The sequence below is a fragment of the Hydrogenophaga sp. PAMC20947 genome, assembly GCF_004795855.1.
Lineage (GTDB): Bacteria > Pseudomonadota > Gammaproteobacteria > Burkholderiales > Burkholderiaceae_C > Hydrogenophaga.
Map to the genome: position 1 here is coordinate 4,401,512 of NZ_CP039252.1, position 15,613 is coordinate 4,417,124.

17 protein-coding genes are annotated in these 15,613 nt (G+C 63.9%); 13 read left to right on the forward strand and 4 right to left on the reverse strand.

Going from position 1 to position 15,613, the window contains the following annotated elements; genetic code table 11:
* The first annotated feature begins 37 nt into the window (after positions 1 to 37).
* Both E5678_RS20050 and E5678_RS20055 read left to right on the forward strand, forming a co-directional pair.
* Positions 38 to 1,243: an acetyl-CoA C-acyltransferase gene (locus E5678_RS20050; protein ID WP_136180162.1), complete on the forward strand. Its 1,206-nt coding sequence runs from the start codon at positions 38 to 40 to the stop codon at positions 1,241 to 1,243.
* A 236-nt stretch (positions 1,244 to 1,479) separates the two neighbouring features.
* On the forward strand, positions 1,480 to 2,289 hold the full coding sequence (locus E5678_RS20055) for a thioesterase family protein (protein WP_136180163.1): 810 nt from the start codon (positions 1,480 to 1,482) through the stop codon (positions 2,287 to 2,289).
* Positions 2,290 to 2,417: 128 nt separating this feature from the next.
* Here E5678_RS20055 and E5678_RS20060 read toward each other — a convergent pair whose 3' ends face one another.
* On the reverse strand, positions 2,418 to 4,754 hold the full coding sequence (locus tag E5678_RS20060) for a patatin-like phospholipase family protein (protein ID WP_168708619.1): 2,337 nt from the start codon (positions 4,752 to 4,754) through the stop codon (positions 2,418 to 2,420).
* A 251-nt stretch (positions 4,755 to 5,005) separates the two neighbouring features.
* Between E5678_RS20060 and E5678_RS20065 the strand changes: the two genes are divergently transcribed.
* Complete coding sequence (locus E5678_RS20065; protein ID WP_136180165.1) at positions 5,006 to 5,773, forward strand: enoyl-CoA hydratase; 768 nt, start codon at positions 5,006 to 5,008, stop codon at positions 5,771 to 5,773.
* An 18-nt stretch (positions 5,774 to 5,791) separates the two neighbouring features.
* Here E5678_RS20065 and E5678_RS20070 read toward each other — a convergent pair whose 3' ends face one another.
* On the reverse strand, positions 5,792 to 6,397 hold the full coding sequence (locus E5678_RS20070; protein ID WP_136180166.1) for a hypothetical protein: 606 nt from the start codon (positions 6,395 to 6,397) through the stop codon (positions 5,792 to 5,794).
* Between the two features lie 97 nt (positions 6,398 to 6,494).
* Here E5678_RS20070 and E5678_RS20075 point away from each other — a divergent pair, with 97 nt between their 5' ends.
* The 8 genes from E5678_RS20075 to E5678_RS20110 all read left to right on the forward strand — a co-directional run bounded on the left by E5678_RS20075 (position 6,495) and on the right by E5678_RS20110 (position 11,100).
* Entirely contained in the window at positions 6,495 to 6,860 is a 366-nt protein-coding gene (locus E5678_RS20075) for a YciI family protein (RefSeq protein ID WP_136180167.1), read from the forward strand.
* A 165-nt stretch (positions 6,861 to 7,025) separates the two neighbouring features.
* A complete protein-coding gene (locus E5678_RS20080) occupies positions 7,026 to 7,376 on the forward strand; it encodes a DUF1428 domain-containing protein (RefSeq protein ID WP_136180168.1) in 351 nt (116 codons plus the stop codon).
* Positions 7,373 to 7,849, forward strand: coding sequence for a VOC family protein (locus E5678_RS20085; protein ID WP_136180169.1), 477 nt, complete (start codon positions 7,373 to 7,375; stop codon positions 7,847 to 7,849). Before E5678_RS20080 ends, E5678_RS20085 begins: the two co-directional genes overlap by 4 nt.
* Before the next feature lie 30 nt (positions 7,850 to 7,879).
* A complete protein-coding gene (locus tag E5678_RS20090; RefSeq protein WP_210731954.1) occupies positions 7,880 to 8,293 on the forward strand; it encodes a VOC family protein in 414 nt (137 codons plus the stop codon).
* A 47-nt stretch (positions 8,294 to 8,340) separates the two neighbouring features.
* Positions 8,341 to 8,874, forward strand: a complete 534-nt coding sequence (locus E5678_RS20095) for an SRPBCC family protein (RefSeq protein WP_136180170.1) — start codon at positions 8,341 to 8,343, stop codon at positions 8,872 to 8,874.
* Positions 8,875 to 8,896: 22 nt separating this feature from the next.
* On the forward strand, positions 8,897 to 9,307 hold the full coding sequence (locus E5678_RS20100; RefSeq protein WP_136180171.1) for a VOC family protein: 411 nt from the start codon (positions 8,897 to 8,899) through the stop codon (positions 9,305 to 9,307).
* 17 nt (positions 9,308 to 9,324) lie between these two features.
* Complete coding sequence (locus tag E5678_RS20105) at positions 9,325 to 10,620, forward strand: RNA polymerase sigma factor (protein ID WP_136180172.1); 1,296 nt, start codon at positions 9,325 to 9,327, stop codon at positions 10,618 to 10,620.
* A 120-nt stretch (positions 10,621 to 10,740) separates the two neighbouring features.
* The gene (locus tag E5678_RS20110; protein WP_136180173.1) at positions 10,741 to 11,100 is read left to right on the forward strand and encodes a DUF2237 domain-containing protein; all 360 of its coding nucleotides are present in this window, start codon (positions 10,741 to 10,743) and stop codon (positions 11,098 to 11,100) included.
* 39 nt (positions 11,101 to 11,139) lie between these two features.
* Here the strand turns inward: E5678_RS20110 and E5678_RS20115 are convergent, their stop codons facing one another.
* Together E5678_RS20115 and E5678_RS20120 are read right to left on the reverse strand one after the other, a co-directional pair.
* Positions 11,140 to 11,700 carry a pyridoxamine 5'-phosphate oxidase family protein gene (locus tag E5678_RS20115; protein ID WP_136180174.1) on the reverse strand — a complete coding sequence of 187 codons (561 nt, stop codon included), beginning with the start codon at positions 11,698 to 11,700 and terminating at the stop codon, positions 11,140 to 11,142.
* A gap of 35 nt (positions 11,701 to 11,735) precedes the next feature.
* Complete coding sequence (locus E5678_RS20120) at positions 11,736 to 12,836, reverse strand: NAD(P)-dependent alcohol dehydrogenase (protein WP_136180175.1); 1,101 nt, start codon at positions 12,834 to 12,836, stop codon at positions 11,736 to 11,738.
* Between the two features lie 168 nt (positions 12,837 to 13,004).
* On the opposite strand from E5678_RS20120, the gene E5678_RS20125 reads away from it, so the two are divergent.
* Both E5678_RS20125 and E5678_RS20130 read left to right on the forward strand, forming a co-directional pair.
* Positions 13,005 to 14,357 (forward strand): dicarboxylate/amino acid:cation symporter, encoded by a 1,353-nt coding sequence (locus tag E5678_RS20125; RefSeq protein WP_136180176.1) that lies wholly within the window; start codon positions 13,005 to 13,007, stop codon positions 14,355 to 14,357.
* Positions 14,358 to 14,449: 92 nt separating this feature from the next.
* Complete coding sequence (locus E5678_RS20130; RefSeq protein ID WP_136180177.1) at positions 14,450 to 15,589, forward strand: MBL fold metallo-hydrolase; 1,140 nt, start codon at positions 14,450 to 14,452, stop codon at positions 15,587 to 15,589.
* Positions 15,590 to 15,613 lie beyond the last annotated feature (24 nt).

Genomic DNA, 15,613 nt, shown 5'->3' on the forward strand with positions numbered 1-15,613 from the left:
GTGCACCGCACGCAGCCGAAACCCTGAGGCATTTGCCATGAAACAAGTTCAAGACGCCTACATCGTTGCCGCCACGCGCACGCCCATTGGCCGTTCGCACAAAGGCTCTTTCAAACACCTGCGCCCCGACGAGCTGCTGGCGATAGCGCTGCGCTCGGCATTGGCGCAAGTGCCTGGACTCGATCCGAAATCCATTGAGGACGTGATCTGCGGCTGCGCGATTCCCGAAGCCCAACAGGGTTTGAACGTGGCGCGCATCGGCGCCATCCTGGCGGGCCTGCCCAACACCGTGGGCGGCATCACCGTGAACCGCTTCTGCGCTTCCGGCCTGTCGGCTGTTCAGATGGCGGCCGACCGCATTCGCGTCGGCGAGGCCGATGTGATGATTGCGGCGGGTACCGAGAGCATGAGCATGGTGCCCATGATGGGCAACTCACCCAGCCTGTCGCCCACCATTTTTTCGAATACCGACGATGTTGAGAGCTACGGCATTGCTTATGGCATGGGCCTCACGGCCGAAAAGGTGGCCCAGCAGTGGAAGGTGAGCCGCGATGCGCAAGACGCGTTTGCCGTGCAATCGCACCAGCGCGCCATCGCCGCCATGAAGAACGGCGAATTCACCGCCGAGATGACGCCTGTTGAAGTGACCGACCGCAGTGTGAATCTGGAAACCGCTGAAGTCTCAAGCTCGACGCGCACGGTGAGCCTGGACGAGGGCGCACGCCCCGACACCACGCTCGAAGGGCTGGCCCGCCTGCGCACGGTGTTTGCCGCGCGCGGATCGGTGACCGCAGGCAACAGCTCGCAGACCAGCGATGGCGCCGGCGCGTTGATTCTGGTGAGCGAAGCGGCCCTGAAGCGATACAACCTCAAGCCCTTGGCCCGCTTCGTGAGCTACGCCAGCCGTGGCGTGCCGCCGCACATCATGGGCATTGGCCCCATCGAAGCCATTCCAGCCGCGCTGAAAAACGCCGGGTTGAAGGTGGACGACATGGACTGGATCGAGTTGAACGAGGCGTTTGCCGCCCAGTCGCTCGCTGTCATGAACACGCTGGGGCTGGACCCTGCCAAGGTCAACCCCATGGGTGGTGCCATTGCACTGGGCCACCCGCTGGGTGCAACCGGTGCAATCCGCTCGGCCACGGTGGTGCATGCCCTGCAGCGCACGCAGAAGAAGTACGGCATGGTCACGATGTGTGTCGGCATGGGCCAGGGTGCTGCGGGGATATTCGAGCGCATGTGAACATGCGACCCTCCGCGCCACTTTTGGTGTCACCCCCCTGAAAGGGGGGCAATGCCTGCGGCCTGGCGAAGCCAGTTCCGCGGCATTTCTGGGTTAATGCATTGCGCGCCGGAGAGCGGGCGGCACTGGCGGTCCGGCGGAACCGATTCCGAGGTGCCCTGGGGCTTCGCCGCGCAACGCTCCCCCCGGTCTCGGAGACGACTGTGGTGATCTCTTTCTCTGGGCAAACTCCTGCAATGACTTCACATCCCTTTGATCAAGCCATCGCACTGAACGCCACGGGCGAGCACACCTTTGCCGGAGCCACCTCGCCGGCCTACGCCAACATGGTAGGGCCTTATGGCGGCATCACCGCGGCCACGGCCTTGAACGCGGTGTTGCAGCACCCGGCCTTGCTGGGTGAGCCGGTGTCGTTGACCGTTAATTTTTGTGCGGCTGTGGCCGATGGGCCGTTTGAGGTGCAGGCGGTGGCCGCGCGCACCAACCGCTCCACCCAGCACTGGACGGTGGCGATCACCCAAGGTGGCGAGACCGTGGTCACGGCCACGGCGTTGACGGCGGTGCGCCGCGATACCTGGGCTGCGGTGGAGCACACCATGCCCCATGTACCCGCGCCCGAAGCCGTGGCCTTGCCCACGGCACAAGGCCGTGTGGAGTGGCTTAATCGCTACGAAATGCGTTTCATCGAAGGCGGTTTTCCTGGCGTGTGGGACGAACGCGATCAAGGCCACAGCCGCACCCTTCAGTGGGTGCGGGACCAACCTGCGCGCCCGCTGGATTTCGCCTCGCTGACCGCGATGGCCGATGTGTTTTCTCCCCGTATCTGGCACCGTCGCGCCAAATTTGTCCCGCTGGGCACGGTGTCGATCACGGTGTATTTCCACGCCAGCCAGGCCTTGCTCAGCGCCAACGGCGATGCCCACGTGCTCGGACAGGCCCAGGGCCAGGCTTTTGGTCAGGGCTTTTTTGACCACTCGGCTCAAATCTGGAACCAGTCCGGCGTGCTGCTGGCCACCAGCCACCAGGTGGTGTACTTCAAGGAATAACGCTTCCGCGCAGCGGCGGAGCGTGGGGGCCTGAAAGACCGCAGCGCCGGGCCGCCCCAAGCCAGGCTAGCCCCCTCGGGGGGCAGCGACCCGAGCAGCGGCGGAGCGTGGGGGCCCTATCCCTATGTTCACGGCCGGCCGAGAAACAAATACAAGCCCGTATACCCTTTGGGCGCGTGCACCACACTCAGGTAGAGGGGGCCCAGGCCGGTGTCGGTGCCCACGAAAAGGCTGGATCCGACGCGCAGGTCGCTCAGGCTCATGTCGCTTCGATCGGCCCAGGCGTTGCCAAGCTCCAGCGAGCCGCCAGCAAACAAGGCACGCACCACGCCCCCCCTCCAGGCCAGACGCTGGTAGTAGGTCAGGCGGCCGAAGGTGAGGTAGTTGCCTGCCACCTGGCCGACGCGGTAACCCGAGAGCTGCTGAAACCCGCCGAGGGAGTATTCGTCGATGGCGCCGACGGGAATGTCGCTCGCCATGCCGACCCGAACCGATGCATTGAGCGTGTGTGGGCCCCAGCTTCGGACGCCGGTTGCCGTCGCGTTGAGGCGGGTGAACTGGTTGCTTTTCCCGTTGTTGTACAGGCGGCCGACGGCCAGCTCGGCGTCTGTGCGGTAGCCGCTGGACGGAAAATTGGCATAGTCCAGCTGATCGGATGTGACCCGTGCGCGCAGCCCGATTTCGCGCCAGCTTTCCGCGGTCACGGTCACGCCTTCGTCCACCAGGTCGGCGGACACCAGTTCGGGCACGGCACGGCGCGCGTTGGCGAAGGTGCCCAGGCGCAAGTCGCCAAACCGCCCCAGGCGGTCCAGCGGCAGGCCCAGGTCTGCGCCCACCTGCACTGTCTGGCGCCGTCCGATGGCGGCCAGGTCGCCATCGAGGTTGTACAGCTCAAGGCGTTTCAGATTTGCGTCCAGGTAGGCGGCGGCAAAGCCTTGCCCTCTTGACCCCCAGGGCTGGTAGAACTCCGAGTACAGGCCCACGGTTTCGCCAAGCTGGACGCGGTTGCGCCACTCGGCGCCGCTTTCATCGAGCCAGTGGCGGTTGTGGCTCAGGCGCAGGTTGAAGGCGGACCGGCCTTCAAAATCGGTTTGCAGATCCATGCCAATCCGCAGGTAGTTGGGCCCCCAGTCGTTTTCGCGCAGGCTCACCACCAGCGCCTCTGTTCCTTGCGCCCCCTGGTTTTCGAGCCGGTAGTCCACGCGCTCATAGTCCCCCGTGGCCGCCAGTTCCTGCATATCATTTTCGATCTGTTTCACACTGACGGGTTGGTTCAGCGGCATGTCGAGCACCTGGCGCAGGCGCTCTGCGCGTTCGACGCTGACCCCTTCAAACTGGACTTGTTTCAGAGAACCCACCCGGGCCGAGTTGGCCAGCGTCTGAGCGATGCGCTGGGTTTGCCAGGTTGAGTAGGCCTGCTCTGGCGCTGCGTACCGGCGCAACGACTCACGTTCTGCATCGGCATAGGCATGGCCGATTTCCACAAGCTCGAGTGCCTTGTCGAAGTCGGCGGAGGTGTGGTTGCCCAGATCCGGGGTCAGCAGCAGGTCTTTGGGGGTGAGCTGCGCCAGGCTGACCTGTACGTTCTGTTCGGTGAGGATGTTGACCATCTGGGCCGTGACACCCAGGACGGTGCCCAGGGTCTCGCGCCCGGCCAGCGGCGTGCCAATGTTCACCGCGATGATGATGTCCGCGCCCATGCGCCGGGCCACATCCACAGGCAGGTTGTTCACCAGGCCGCCATCGCCGAGGATCTGCCCATCTACCTCCAGGGGTGAAAAGACGCCGGGCACCGACATGCTGGCGCGCAGGGCAGCGGCCAGATCGCCGTGTTCCATCACCACCGCTTTGCCGGTTTCCATGTCGGTTGCGACGGCTCGGAACGGGGTGGGCAGGCCGTTGAAGGTGGCCAGGTGGCGTGTGGTGAGTGTGTAGCGACGCAGCAGCATTTCCAGCGAGCGCGACGACACGGCTCCCGTGGGCAGTCTGAACTCACCGTCGCGAAAACCCATCTGCAACATGGGCGCGAATTCAAAGTCTTCTTCCTTGCGCCGCTGCGACAGCAGTTGCCGCGGCTCCCGGCGGTCAAACAGGTCGCCCCAGTCCACGGAAACGAGTTCACGCTCGAGCTCGTCGGCGTTCATGCCGCTGGCGTACAGGCCACCGATGATCGCGCCCATGGAGGTGCCCACAATGAAGTCCACCGGCACCCGCGCTTCCTCCAGCGCCTTGAGCACCCCCACGTGCGCGAAACCCCGTGCACCGCCGCCGGAGAGGACCAGACCGATTTTGGGTCGGGGTGCCTGGGCGACGGCTGTGGTGTCTGAGGCCAAAACAGGCGCCGGGCTGGCCGCTTGCGCCTGGGTGCTCAGGCACAACGCCGCCGCCCCGACCACCAGCCACACTTTGAATCGATCAAGGCGTGGCTGGCGGGGGGGCGAAGCCGGAGGGAATGGGTGGAACATGGCAACTTGGGTACGTGGATTGGCCGAGGCAAATGGCCCTGTCCCGACAGTGTAGTGGTGAGGATGGGCGTGGGGGCCAGGCATTTGTGGTGGTGCGACCAAGCGCTTCGCTGTCCCGCACTGGGCTGCGCTGCACTGACAGCGCGATGGGATTCTGTTAACTTGGCGGCCTTCATGGCGAACCATGCTCCGGGGGCTCCCGTGGCTTGTTTCGCGCCATTACCCCGACCCACACAGCAGAACCCCCACCCATGAGCAATGACATCCTCGTGCACGCCGAAGACGGTATCACCACCCTGACCTTCAACCGCCCCGACAAGAAAAATTCCATCACCACAGCGATGTATGCCCACCTGGCCGATGCGCTTGAAGCTGCGCAGGCGGACGACGCCGTGCGCTGCGTGGTGTTCCAGGGCCATGAGGCGGTGTTCAGTGCGGGCAACGACATTGGCGATTTCCTCAACCAGCCGCCGGCATCGGATGAGTCCCCTGTGTTTCGCTTCATGCGGGCGCTGGCCGGGTTTTCCAAGCCGGTGCTGGCGGCCGTGTGTGGCCCGGCGGTGGGCATCGGTACCACCCTGCTGTTGCATTGCGACCTGGTTTATGCCGGTGACAACGCGGCTTTTTCCATGCCCTTTGTCAACCTGGGCCTGTGCCCTGAATTTTCATCGAGCTTGCTGGTGCCGCAGATGATGGGCTACCACCGCGCGGCCGAGGCTTTGTTGCTGGGCGAGCCCTTCATGGCCGAGGCGGCCCTCGAAGTGGGGCTGGTCAACCGCGTATTGCCCCCGACCGAAGTCGCGGGCTTTGCCCAGACCGTTGCGCGCCGCCTGGCCGCCAAGCCGTTGTCAGCGCTGGTGGAAACCAAGCGGCTGATGAAGCAGGGGCAGCGTCAGCAGGTGATGGCGGTCATGGCCGAAGAAGGGCAGAGCTTTGGCCGCATGTTGCGGGAGCCGGCCGCGCGTGAAGCCTTTGGCGCTTTCATGGAGCGCCGCAAACCCGACTTCTCCAAAATCTGAAGATGCGACCGGCCTGGCTCAACCCTTGAGCAAGGCTTCAAGCGCCTTGCGCGTGGACGGCGACACCAGCGCCAGGGCTTGTTCGTAGGTGGTCTGGTGCCGCATCATCAGGCGCGCCGAGGCCACCGCTTTGGAGCGGCAATACCAGTGGCAGGTGTGCTGAAACAAGAACATCTCGGCCAGCAGGCGGCGGGCCTGCTGCTTGCGCGGCAGTTCCTCGGCATTCGCGACCCCTTGGGCGAAGCCTGTTGAGTGGATGCGCAAGGCCTCGCGCAGGTCGAAACTGGCATCGGGAAACAGGCGGGTGGCCATGGGCAAGGCCATGGACCACCGGCTGACGCGCGCTTGAACTGGCGTCAGGTTTTGCCCGTCGCGGGCCAGGCGGTCGAGTTGCTGCACCAACGTGGCCTCGGAGCCCTCCAGCATGCGCCAGATCGGATCGCTGCGCTCGGGGTCGGTCTCGGCCAGTGCGCGCATGTACCCCGTGGCCAGCGTTTCCATGCTTTTTTCCAGCTTGATCGGTCCCAGGATGGCGCTGAGCCAGGCGATGCGCTGGCGCTGTTCGGCGTTTTTGATGACAAAGGCGCCAAAGGCGAAAAACAGCAGGGGAATGAGAAGATCCATCCCCCGATTGTCGACGGGTTCGGTCAACCCCATGGCTGACACCTGTCCAGCCTTGCCTTAGGATGGGCAATCACCGATGAATGCAGGGGCCAAAACCATGTCTTACATGTTGTTGATCGTAGAGCCGGTGGGCCAGCGCGCCACCCGCAACGAAGCCGAGGGCCGGGAGGCTTACGCGCAGATGCAGCGCTTTGGAGCCGCCCTGGCGGCAGAAGGCAAGCTGCAGGCTGTTGAATCCCTGGCGTCTACCGCCAGCGCGGTGCGCGTCAGCCAGGCGCCGGGTCAACCGGCCTTGCGTGACGGCCCGTTTGCCGAGGCCAAGGAAATGATAGGCGGCTTTTTCCTGCTGCAAAACGTGGACCGCGACGAGGCCATTGCGTGGGCCCAGCGTTGTCCGGCTGCGGCATGGGCTTCGGTTGAGGTGCGTGCCCTGGCGCCGTGTTTCGACGAGAGCCTGCCCTGATGCCCTGATTCGGGTTTTCCCTGATTCTGTCCGTGTCGATTCCGTGCACGCTGGTTCGTCGTGTGCATGAGGTGGGTGAATGGTTTGAGCCCAAAGCCTGAAGCCCCAACGCCCAAAGTACAAAAGTACGGGTGCCACTGTGTGGCCCTCATCAGGAGATGACGCATGGACTATGTTGATGGATTTGTGGTGGCGGTTGCCTTGGCCAACAAGGACGTTTATGTGCAGTACGCCCGCGAGGCTGCCGCGGTGTTCCGCGACCATGGCGCTACGCGCCTTGTGGAGTGTTGGGGCGATGATGTGCCCCCTGGAAAACTGACCTCTTTTCCCATGGCGGTGATGTGCAAGGCCGATGAAACCGTGGTGTTTTCCTGGATCACCTGGCCGTCGCGTGCGGTACGCGATGTCGGCATGGAAGCCGCCATGAAAGATCCCCGCCTGACCGCGCAAGGCGAAATGCCGTTTGATGGCAAGCGCATGATTTATGGCGGATTCCAGATGGTGGTGGACGCATGAACACGCCCATCCAACCCTGCCTGTGGTTTGAACACCAGGCCGAAGAAGCCGCGCGTTTTTACGTGTCGGTGTTTCCGAACTCCCGCGTCGGCGCCATCACCCGTTATGGCCCCGGCATGCCCTTGCCCGAAGGCACCGTTTTGACGGTCAATTTCGAGCTCGATGGCCTGGCCTGGATCGCCATGAACGGCGCCTCGTCCACCCCATTCAATCCGGCGGTGTCGTTCTTCGTCACCTGCCATTCGCAGGCTGAGGTGGACCACTATTGGAACCACCTCGCGGCCGATCCCGCTGCGGGCCAATGCGGCTGGCTCACCGACCGTTTCGGCGTGTCCTGGCAAATCGTTCCCCAGCAGATGATGGACCTGTTCAAACACCCCGATGCGGCCGGCCGCCAAAGGGCCGTGGCCGCCATGATGACCATGAAAAAACTCGATATCGCAACGCTGGAGCGCGCGTTTTCTGAAAGCTGATTTCTACCCTGACTGAATGAAGGAGCCCCCATGTCCAACGTGCCCATGTGTGCTGTGATGCACTTTGAAATGCCCTACAAAGACCGCGATCGTGCGGCCCGCTTTTACGCTGCCGCCTTTGGCTGGGCCCACCAGCAATTGGGCCCCGAGATGGGCGACTATTTGCTGGTGACCTCCGCTTTGCCGGGTGAGCGCCCCAACATGCCACCTGGTGCAGCCTTGGGTGCCATCAACGGCGGCTTGTTTCCCTTCAAGGCCGACTGGCCCATGCAGCATCCTTCCGTGGTCATCGATGTGGACAACGTCGAAACGGCCATGGCACGGGTTGTGGCAGCCGGTGGCGAGGTGTTGGGCGAGCCCATGGACATCCCGGGCGTGGGGCGCTATGTGTCGTTTGTGGACACCGAGGGCAACCGCAACAGCATGATGGCGCCCTCGCCGTAAATGCGGGGTCGAAGAACCCGTCAACCCACTTTGGTCTCAATTGTTCCATGATCAAAACCATCGCCTTGCTGCTTGTGCTGACCGTCCTCGCCTTGCTCGCTTACGCCGCAACGCGCCCGGATACTTTTGCCGTGGAACGTTCAGTGACCATCGCCGCGCCCGCCGAGAAACTGTTCCCACTCATCAACGACATGCGCAGCTTCAACACCTGGAATCCATACAACCGCAAAGACCCGGCGATGAAGGGCATATACAGCGGACCACAGGCCGGCGCCGGCGCAGCCTTCGACTTTCATGGCAACAAAGGCGCGGGCAAAGGCCGCCTCGCCATCACCGGCACAACAGAGGTTTCGCGCGTGTCCATGCAGCTAGACATGGAGGAGCCTTTTGAGGGCCACAACGCCATCGATTTCACGCTCGCGCCTGAAAGCGATGGCACCACACGCGTCACTTGGTCCATGCACGGCCCGAGCAGTTTCTTGCCCAAGCTGATGGGCATCTTTTTCAACATGGACCAGATGATCGGAAAAGACTTTGAAACGGGTCTGGCCAACCTCAAGGTGCTCGCGGAAAAACCTTGAGCCAACAGTGAAGGAGTCCGCCATGTTTCGCCAAATATTTGTCAACCTGCCTGTCAAAGACCTTGCCCGATCCAAAGCGTTTTTCGAATCGCTGGGGCTGAGCTTCAACCCGCGCTTCACCAACGAGCAGGGCGCGTGTCTGGAGATCGCTGAAAACATCTTCGCCATGTTGCTGGTTGAACCCTTCTTTCAGGGCTTCACTCAAAAACCCATCAGCGATGCGCACCAAAGCACCGAGGTGTTGATCGCACTCTCGCTTGACAGCCGGGCAGCGGCAGAAGAAGTGGTGCGCAAAGCAGTGGTCGCAGGCGCGACCACACCCAACCCTCCGAAGGACCATGGCTTCATGTTTCAGCACGGGTTTGCCGATCTGGATGGCCACCAGTGGGAGGTGTTCTGGATGGACACGGCAGCCTCGCCCGAGCCGGTTTGAACAGGCGTTGACCGCGCGTGCACTCGGTCGTTCACGATGCCATTGCCGCTGTCTGGCGCGCTGAATCGCCCCGCATTGTGGCGGTGGTGATGCGATGCGTGCGCGACCTGGGTGTGGCCGAAGAGCTCGCACAAGACACGCTGGTCGCCGCGCTGGAGCATTGGCCGATCGACGGTGTTCCGCGCAACCCGGCGGCCTGGCTCATGACCACAGCCAGGAACCGGGCGCTGGACCACCTGCGCCACCGCCAGATGGCCGGCCAGCGGGAAAACGAGCTGGCGCTCGACATGCAGGCCATGCAATCTGATCACACCCCTGATTTCTCGGAGGCTCTGGGCGAGTCTCTGCAAGACGATGTCGGCGATGACGTGCTGCGTCTCATGTTCATCGCTTGCCATCTGGCGCTCTCAGCCGATGCGCGCGTGGCTTTGACCTTGCGCTTGGTCGCTGGCTTGACAACCCCCGAGATCGCCCGTGCATGCCTGGTAAGCGAGACCACCATCGCACAGCGGATCGTGCGCGCCAAGCGCGCTTTGGTTGCGGCCCAGGTGCCGTTCGAGCTGCCTCGAGGGGCTGATAGGGACCAACGGCTGGCCTCTGTTCTGGCGGTGGTGTACCTGCTGTTCAACGAAGGGTACTCGGCCACCAGCGGACCCCAGTGGGCACGTCCCGATTTGTGTCGGGAGGCCCTTCGCCTGGGCGAATTGCTGGCCCAGATTGCGCCCGAGGAGCCTGAGGTTCATGGGTTGTTCGCGTTGATGGCGATCCAGGCGTCCCGACTGCCCGCGCGCGTCAATGAGCTGGGCGCGCCCGTGTTGCTTCGAGACCAGGATCGGCGGCTCTGGGATCGGGCGATGATTCGCCAGGGCCTGGATGCACTGGCGACGGCCGAGCGGAGCGGAGACCCGTCTGGCAGCTACGCTTTGCAGGCCGCCATCGCCGCGTGCCACGCCCGAGCCCAACGGCCTGAAGACACCGATTGGGCGCACATGGTGGGCCTGTACGACGCACTGACCGAACTCGAGCCCTCACCTGTGGTGTTGCTCAACCGGGCGGTCGCCTTGGGTATGGCGCAAGGGCCTGCAGCTGGGCTGGTTGCGATTGAGGTTCTTGCGGATCATCCCGCGTTGCAGCGATACCCCTGGTTTTACAGCGTGAGAGCCGAGTGGCTGGAGCAGCTGGGGAAAGGGGACCGGGCACGTGCGGACTGGACCCTGGCGGCCACTCTCACCGACAACGAAGCCGAGCGCAGTTTGTTGAATCGCCGTGCCCGGACGGCTGCCGCGGAGGGGACGACCTCCCGTGCAGACTGATTTTTACCCGCAGACGATGGGGGGCTGTGGGACTTGTGGCACGCTAGGGACCTGTACAGGTTCACGGATTTGCCGCTCGTCAGCGGCGTGGACCCCTGTGGTTTTGACCGGGTCTTTTTGATGAATGCGCTTAACGTTCTGGGCACGCCATTGATGGCCTGCTCATTTGATCCGCTGACCGGCTATTTCCGGGACGGCTGCTGCAACACCGACCACAACGATCTGGGCACCCATGTGGTGTGCGTGCGGTTGACCGCCGAGTTCCTGGTGTTCTCCCGCGAGCGGGGCAACGACCTCAGCACGCCCCGCCCTGAGTTTCGGTTTGTCGGCTTGCGCCCGGGCGATCGCTGGTGCCTGTGTGCTTTGCGCTGGCGGGAAGCGCTGCAGGCCGGGGTGGCGCCGCCGGTCAACCTGAGTGCGACCCATGCGCATGCGCTGGAACTGCTCGAAATAGACGACTTGAAGGCGCACGCTTTTTAGGGTTTGTGCCGGGGTGACAGGGCGATCCCGCATATCACGTCAAGGCACCAGCCAGCTCAGTTGCCCCCCTTGCCACCGGGCCCGCTGGTGGCCTGCGCGCGAAAGCGCCAGCCAGTCCATCGATTCAACCTGGGCCATCAAGACGGCCAGGTGATGGGGCGTACCCGCGCGCCCTTCGCCCGGCGCAACGGCCGGACGTTCGCTGCCTGGCGAGGCCGGTGTGAGGTAGTCCGCGGCAGACGCTGTTTGTCGAACCCGCTCCCAGGCCGAGTTCACTTCATCGCCTTGTGTCATCACTTCGAAGCGGGCGCTCACCCGCAGTTGCCATTGCAGTTCGCTGCTCCAGAAGACCAGCGAGGCCATGGCCTGGCCCTGGAGCTCTGCGACCTTGGCCGAGCGGCGATCGGTGTAGATGCGCAGCTGCAAAGCGCCTGCATCGACCGCACGCAAAACCACCGTGCGTGCTTGTGGCATGCCCAGCGTGTCGGTCGTGGCGAGCACCGGCGTGCGCCAAGCGTGGCCGCGTTGGGTCACGGCGTGGTCGAGCTCACGCCAGAGGCAGTGGGGCAGGTCGTGGTCGGGGTGTTCTGTGGTGGACATGCCCCGATTCTGATTCGACCTTCAAAGGCCTGTGGTCAGCCGGGTTTGATGGCGACTTTCAACACGCCGTCGCGCTGGTGGGCGAACAGGTCGTAGGCCTTCGCAATATCATCCAGGGCGTAGTGGTGTGTGACCATTACACCCAGATCGAGCCGACCCGATGCCAGCACGTTCATCAGGCGGCGCATGCGTTCCTTGCCCCCAGGGCAGAGCGCCGTGTTGATCTTGTGGTCGCCCAACCCCGCGGCAAAGGCCGACAGGGGGATCGTCAGGTCTTCCGAATACACGCCCAGGCTGGACAGCGTGCCGCCCGGCTTGAGCACCCGCAGCGCCGATGCAAAGGTGCTTTGCAGGCCCAGCGCTTCAATCGAGGCATCTGCACCCCGGCCGCCCGTGAGCTTCATGATTTCGTCGACCACGTCGCAGGTGTTGTGGTTGAGCGTGATGTCCGCGCCCAGCTGTTTGGAGATGCCCAGGCGGTGGTCGTTGCCGTCAACCGTGATGATGGTCGAGGCACCCATGAGCCGCGCGCCCGCTGTGGCGCACAAGCCGATCGGCCCTTGCGCAAACACCACCACGGTGTCGCCGATGCGGATGTTGGCGTTTTCGGCGCCCCTGAAGCCGGTCGACATGATGTCGGGGCACATCAGCACTTGCTCGTCGGTCAGTCCGTCGGGGATGGGGGCGAGGTTGGCCTGCGCGTCGGGCACCAGCACATATTCCGCCTGGGTGCCGTCGATCAGGTTGCCAAAACGCCACCCGGCTGTGGCCTTGTAACCGTGGCAACCGCACAGGCCTTGCGGGACCAGGTAGCTGCCGTCCTGGGACGGCACGCCGTCTTGCGCCGCATACGAGTTGAAGTTGGGGCAGATCGCGCCGGCGATCACACGCTGGCCCTCGGTGTAGCCCACCACAGCGCTGCCCAGTTTCTCGATCACGCCCACCGGTTCGTGGCCCACTGTCAAACCCTTGGCGACCGGGTATTCGCCCTTGAGGATGTGCACATCGGTGCCGCAGATCGTTGTGGTGGTGATCCGCACCAGTGCGTCGTTGGGGCCCACGTCGGGGATGGGCTTGTCGGCCAGTTCGATTCGACCGGGTTCAATAAAGATGGCTGCCTTCATCATCCTGGACATGGTGACCTCCTGTAGCGGGTGAAACGAACCAGTTTGGCGCTGGCCACTTGGCCGGGCATTGATCTGCATCAGGAAACCCCGCACCCGGGGCTCCGCGAGGCGAAGGTTTTGGCGGCGGTCTCCCGCTATGCTGGAGTGACCAGCCAGCCTTCAACGCAGGAGCCGCCCTTGTTTTCATTGCCCATCACCACCCAACCCTCCATCGGTCGCCTCGCCGCCCGCCTCAGCGGCCTGGTGCGCGCGCGGTTGTGGCTGCAGGTGCTGGTGGCCATGGCGATCGGGGTTGGGCTGGGCATGGCCATCGGCCCCACCGGCGGCTGGCTGGCGCCTGACATGGCCCTGCTGGTGAGCAATTGGCTGGCCATGCCGGGCTACCTGTTTCTCGCGATGGTGCAGATGATCGTCATTCCATTGGTGGTGGCTTCCATCATTCTGGGCATGACCAGCTCGCGCGACCTGCAGCAACTGCGCAGCATGGGCTTGCGAACCGGTCTGTTTTTCCTGTTCACCACCGTGGTCGCCGCATTGCTGGGTCTGGGGATGGCATTGGTTGTGCAGCCGGGCGACTACCTGCAAGTGGCCCAGTTGCCAGCCTCGGCCGCCACCCAGGCCGCAGCCCAAGCGCCCTCGCTGGCCACCTTGCCCACGCAGCTGGTGCGCATCGTGCCCACCAATCCGCTGCAGGCCAGTGTGGAGCAGAACATGCTGCAGGTCGTGGTCTTTTCGATCTTTGTGGGGGTGGCGCTGGTCACGATGGAGCGAAAACTGGCCCAGCCGCTGCTGGATTTGCTGGGTGCTGTGCAGGAAGTGAGCATGGTGGTGGTGCGTTGGGCCATGTACCTGGTGCCTGCGGCGGTGCTGGGCCTGATGACGCAACTCACCGCCCGCATGGGCCTGGATGCGCTGCTCGGCATGGGTGTGTATGTGGCCACGGTGCTGGGCGCGTTGCTGCTGGCTTTTGCGTTCCTGATGGGGGTGTATGCCCTGGGGCGGCGCCGTTCGCCCTGGGCGTTTCTGCGCGGCTGCCGCGATGTGTTGCTGCTGGCGTTTTCCACCTCCAGCTCGGCTGCGGTGATGCCGCTCACCATCCGCACCGCTGAAGAGGCCCTGGGCGTGCGGCCTGGGGTATCGCGGTTTGTGATCCCGTTGGGGACCACCATCAACATGGCGGGTACAGCGCTGTACCAAGTGATCGCCACCCTGTTTCTGGCCCAGGTTTACCAGGTGGACGTGGGTCTCTCGGGTCTGCTGCTGGTGGTCGTGCTGGCGGTGGGTGCGTCGATTGGTTCTCCTGGCACGCCAGGCGTTGGCATTGTCATTCTGGCCATGATGCTGGGCACGGTGGGGATACCGGCCGAAGGGATCGCCCTCATCATTGGCGTCGACCGCATTCTGGACATGAGCCGCACCACGCTCAATGTGGCAGGGGACCTGGTGGCGGCCAGTGTGATCGATGAAAGCATGGGTGTGGTTGCTCCCGAGGCAACGACGCTGCCCGGAGAGACCGCGCCACTGGGCTGATGCGCCGCCAAACCGGCGCGTCAGCCGGATTCTTGTTAGGCTGAGGTTCTGGCTTGCGCCTTTGACGGCAGCCCTTGAAGAGACCTTGTTCCATGAAATCATTTGGTCAACGCGCCACAGGCGTTCGCTTGGAGCGCATGCGCGCTTCTCCCCTCTGGCGGGACGGCGGTTTTCGCAATCTGCACCCCATTGAAGCCGGTCTGCGCGACCCATCGGTGCCCATGCCGTCGGTGAAGGACTTCCTGTGGGGTGGCGAGCGTCGAACGCCTGAGGTCCCCTTGCCCTCGTTCGATCCCCGCGAGGCCTGGAGCCGCAACGCCATCAGCGGTCTGCGCGCCACCTGGCTGGGGCATTCCACCGTGTTGCTGGAAATGGACGGATGCCGGGTGCTGACCGATCCCGTCTGGGGAACCCGCGCTTCACCTTTTCGCTTGCTGGGGCCCAAGCGCTTCCAGCCGGTTCCCTTGCGGCTGCGGGATGTGCCCGATGTCGATGTGGTGGTGATTTCGCACGACCATTACGACCATCTCGATTACCCCACCATCCGGGCGCTGGCGGGCCAGAGTCGGGTTCCGTTCGTGACCTCGCTGGGGGTGGGCGCGCATTTGCAGGCCTGGGGTGTGGCACCCGAGCGCATCACCGAGCTGGATTGGTGGGAGTCTCACCGCGTCCCAGGCACGGGGTTGACGGTGACCGCGGCACCTTCGCAGCATTTTTCAGGCCGTGGACTCAAAGACCGCAATGCCACCCTCTGGTCGTCCATGGTCATGCGCACCGATCGCCACAGCGTATTTTTCAGTGGCGACACGGGGTTGACGGCCGAGTACGCGTTGATCCGCGAGCGCTTGGGACCGTTTGATCTGGTGATGCTGGAGGTGGGTGCGTTTCACCCCGCGTGGGGCGATATCCACCTCGGTCCGCTCAACGCCCTTAAAGCGCACCAGCTTCTGGGCGGCGGTGCTTTTCTGCCTGTGCATTGGGGAACCTTCAGCCTGGCCATGCACGCCTGGGACGAGCCGGCCAATACCCTGTTGGCCAACGCGCCTTCGCGTGATGCCCTCGTGATGCCCCGGCTGGGTGAAGCGGTGGAGCCGAAGGAGCAACGGTCTGCGAAGGCCTGGTGGCGCCAGGGCGGATCAGAGGAAGCGCATCCTGCCGAAGTGGAAAAACCCAAGGAGCCGACCCAGACCATGGCCGTGCAGGAGCGGGATTTGCCCTGGCCACTGGATTGAAGGCGTGGCTTCGATGGGGTGCTT